Origin of the sequence: Bifidobacterium sp. (genome assembly GCF_051876855.1) — a bacterium.
GTDB lineage: Bacteria > Actinomycetota > Actinomycetes > Actinomycetales > Bifidobacteriaceae > Bifidobacterium.
Map to the genome: position 1 here is coordinate 1 of NZ_JBJEIH010000008.1, position 3,436 is coordinate 3,436.

At 55.4% G+C, this 3,436-nt stretch carries 3 protein-coding genes and 1 pseudogene; 3 read left to right on the forward strand and 1 reads right to left on the reverse strand.

The window, feature by feature from the left end; all coding sequences use genetic code 11:
- Nucleotides 1-322: 322 nt before the first annotated feature.
- The 3 genes from ACI38B_RS00190 to ACI38B_RS00200 all read left to right on the forward strand — a co-directional run bounded on the left by ACI38B_RS00190 (nucleotide 323) and on the right by ACI38B_RS00200 (nucleotide 3,007).
- Nucleotides 323-1,018 carry a hypothetical protein gene (locus ACI38B_RS00190; RefSeq protein WP_439729032.1) on the forward strand — a complete coding sequence of 232 codons (696 nt, stop codon included), beginning with the start codon at nucleotides 323-325 and terminating at the stop codon, nucleotides 1,016-1,018.
- A gap of 242 nt (nucleotides 1,019-1,260) precedes the next feature.
- Nucleotides 1,261-1,779 carry a hypothetical protein gene (locus ACI38B_RS00195; protein WP_439729033.1) on the forward strand — a complete coding sequence of 173 codons (519 nt, stop codon included), beginning with the start codon at nucleotides 1,261-1,263 and terminating at the stop codon, nucleotides 1,777-1,779.
- 7 nt (nucleotides 1,780-1,786) lie between these two features.
- Nucleotides 1,787-3,007, forward strand: coding sequence for a hypothetical protein (locus ACI38B_RS00200; RefSeq protein ID WP_439729034.1), 1,221 nt, complete (start codon nucleotides 1,787-1,789; stop codon nucleotides 3,005-3,007).
- A gap of 120 nt (nucleotides 3,008-3,127) precedes the next feature.
- On the opposite strand, the pseudogene ACI38B_RS00205 reads toward ACI38B_RS00200, so the two are convergent.
- Nucleotides 3,128-3,436, reverse strand: a pseudogene (locus ACI38B_RS00205) (hypothetical protein); the annotation flags it as partial.

Below are 3,436 nucleotides of genomic sequence, written 5' to 3' on the forward strand. Positions count from 1 at the left end.
ACAACTTGGTTTTATTCCGACAATGCACTTCGCAGTACATCCTTGCAATGAAGAAGATGACACCAAAAGCGCGCAGCCGAATAACACCGAACGCAATCAGTTCACAGCGCACATACAACGGGAAATCGTTGAACACAGCATATTTTGTTCGCCAATAGCGAATATCGTCGATTTGCGCATCGGGGACGCATGTAGGGGCTGCGCACGGCAACAACTTCCCAACGACACGCCGACTCCATTCGGGACGCATATATGGGACGTGCGAGGAACCAGCCAGGTTCCCAGAGACCGCGCTCAACAGAGCGCAGAAAGGTAAGTCATCATGACTGCTGAGAATGGTATTGAGTACGCGATTCGTCGTGTCAAGGACGGGTTCTTCCTGTATGACGACAACCTGGACGGCGCCCGGCCGGAATGGGTGAGCATCGCGGACAATGCCGCGTGGTTCGGCACGGCCGAGGAAGCGATCGCGTTCGCCGAGCTCACCGGTTTCGCCGATGACGGTGAACTCGACAACGGCCTTGAGGTCGCCGACCGCCCGTGGGTGTGGGAGGAGGACATCGAACCCGACGAAGTCGACCTCGAACTCGACCGCCAAGAAGCCGATGCGGCGAAACGCATCACGCATGCTGAGACGGTCGCGGAAACGCCATCTGATTCCGCACCGGCCGTCGCAGATTCTGATGCGCTCCGCAAGGAATTCCTCGGATGGGCGCTGCAGACTCCGTCACCGCACACAGGCAAGCTGCTGAGCGAAATCACCGTTGTGACGCAGGTGAGCCATCTGCGTCACATGTCCAAAGTCCTCGCCAAGACCGGCAGCACCCTCGCCGACAAGGTCCAGCCCACGGCCTTCGACTATGACTCGTACGAAAAGTTCAAGCCCGTGTACGACGCAATCATGTCAGACCCAGAGTTCATCAAAAACTCACGTCGTGTGAACCGCAACTACCTGCGTATGGCCATCCAGTACTATCTACGGTTCCTCGCTCAACGCGACGGAGTGACCCAGGAATAAACCAGACGCCGGTCACGAATCCCCCGCTCGGGCGCACGACAACACCGACGCGCCCGAGCGGGCACAATACAACACTCCGAGGAAACACCAGAATTCTGGCGTTTCCTAGTATCCAAAACCGTTCCCGCACCACAAGAAAAGACGATTGTCCCGTAGTGCTCAATAGGCGCAAGGAACGGAACTTGGATTCCAACTACAAGCGCATATGAAACAGAACGATATCAAGGAAGGAAATATCATCCATGTTGACCCATGTTTTTAATGTCCTCGCAGGCGCCATCATCCTGTTTGGCGCGGTGATCTGGTTTCTTGTCAAGACCGTTCAGCATCTCAAGCTGTTGACCACTCACCCCATTGTCACGGTAAAACTCATCGCCAGCGATGGCGGTCTCGCGCTCATCCTCATGGCAATCGGCGGATACATCAGCGGTAATTCCGAGCCGGCAACCGGCCTGCTGATTCCGGGTATGATCTTGTTCGCCGTCACGAAGGGCTACGACATCTATCAGAATCAGAAGGATCAGCATGCATCTGCGCCCACACCACAACAACCGCAGCGCGCAGGAACGCAAAACCGTCCGTATATGGCTCCAGATCCGTCCATTTTCTCGAGCGTGTCATTCGGAGCACGCAGGCAGAATGAACCTGGTTCCGGCACTACTTCCTCCGCTGGCACTCGCACGTACCCTACAAGCAACCCTGCCATTGCCGAAGGTGATGGCAACGTGACGGTTGAATCTGTTGAAGTGGATGGTGACTGACATGTATATGAGCGATGCTGCCGCAGTAGCACTGACATTCATCGGTTCGCTGATTGGACTGGTGCTTTCCTTCAGCGGTTTTTCGAAGACCCCCGGATCGCACTCCAGGAGCGCAAGAATCAAATATGCGCTCATGGGCTATGCAGCAAATCTCCCCGCATGGCTTCTTGCGATGTCAGCGAATCAGAGCTTCATTCGGGCGAGTTCTGGATTGTACCCTGGCGATCATCTCGGACTCAATGAACTCGCTTGGCCGATAATTGAAGCCGTAATTGCCCTCGCACTGCTATCGTTGCCAATCAAACTGGTGGCGAATACCATCTGCAAAGATGATGCGAACTGGTTGCAGCAGCAAGACCCCGGTCCGCTGATGGATGTGGTGAATGCCGCGCAAATCGCCCAAGCAGCACCCGGAGAACCCGACTTCTACGGATTCCGAGTGGTCGACCAAGATGCCTCCAAGGAATTGTATGGCGATTCAGAAGGCAACGCATACCATGCTGGTATGAAAGCGGATCTCAATGCCGCGCGCCAGAAGGGGCAACTCTACGGTACTCCGGGAATCGGCCTGAAAAACAGCGGATTTGCCACATCAAACATCAAGTCCGGCAGCAAAGGCGAGCGCGTCCTTGCCGGTATCATCGCCGCCTTCAACGAGGGTGGTTTGAATGTTGATGCATTCTATAGCCTGTATGGCCTGAATGATCGTGGGCAGAAAACAACCGCAGACATTGACTGTGTGCTGCTCGGCATTGACCATGCCGGACAATTACATGCCTGGTTCGTTGACGCAAAGTACTACAAAGGCGGCAAGGACACCAAGTACATCTGCATGGGAGACAACACCATCGCACGCACCAGCAAGGCCAAACACGCGTTCGTGACGGGCCCGAACGGCCTGGTCACGCTACCCACGTCGCAGAACATGGTGCGTCAAGCCGGAGCTTGGAGACCACTGCTCGACCGGTACCAGATCAGTGCGAAATGGGTGATCTGCTTCGTTCCGGGACCGGAAGGCACTCCGGATGTCAGCGATGTGCGCTGGTCGGCGGTTCGCAATGTCGTAATCGACCCGAATTCCCCGACCAGCACAAGGGCGGAATATACGGGCATCCCCGTGATGAGCATGGAAGACCTCGTCAAAGAAATCCATGACATGGACCTCGCTTACACTGCCAACATCCCAATTGAGGCGATTCAGCTGTTCAAGAATCAGCTAAAACACTGAATCACCAGATACGGCAACAACAACAGCGCTAGACACCCCCAATTCAATATCGATCGGAGTCTGGCGCTGTCGTGTATGCTGTACAGTTCATGCGATTCCCGTCCTTCCGCATTTTGACCGCTACAGCCCAAGATGTCCGGAGCGGCTTCGAATCGTAGGTTCCTCATCGAGTGTGACGGTCGGGTACGCGTCCGGATGCGCGATGAAATCCTGAATCAGCTTCCACTGCCGGCGAGAGGCACCGATGCGCTCATCCGGACGAATCATCAACACCGGAGCCGCAGGCGAAAGTTCTTCCAACCGTGCACGTGCTGTGTCATGGCATTCCTCATCATCCAGCCATACCAGTGGCGAGGGATTGTCTTGCTGACTCTCGAAACGTACGCGGGAACTGATCTGCTCGAATTTACCCGTCAACCGCCCTTCTCT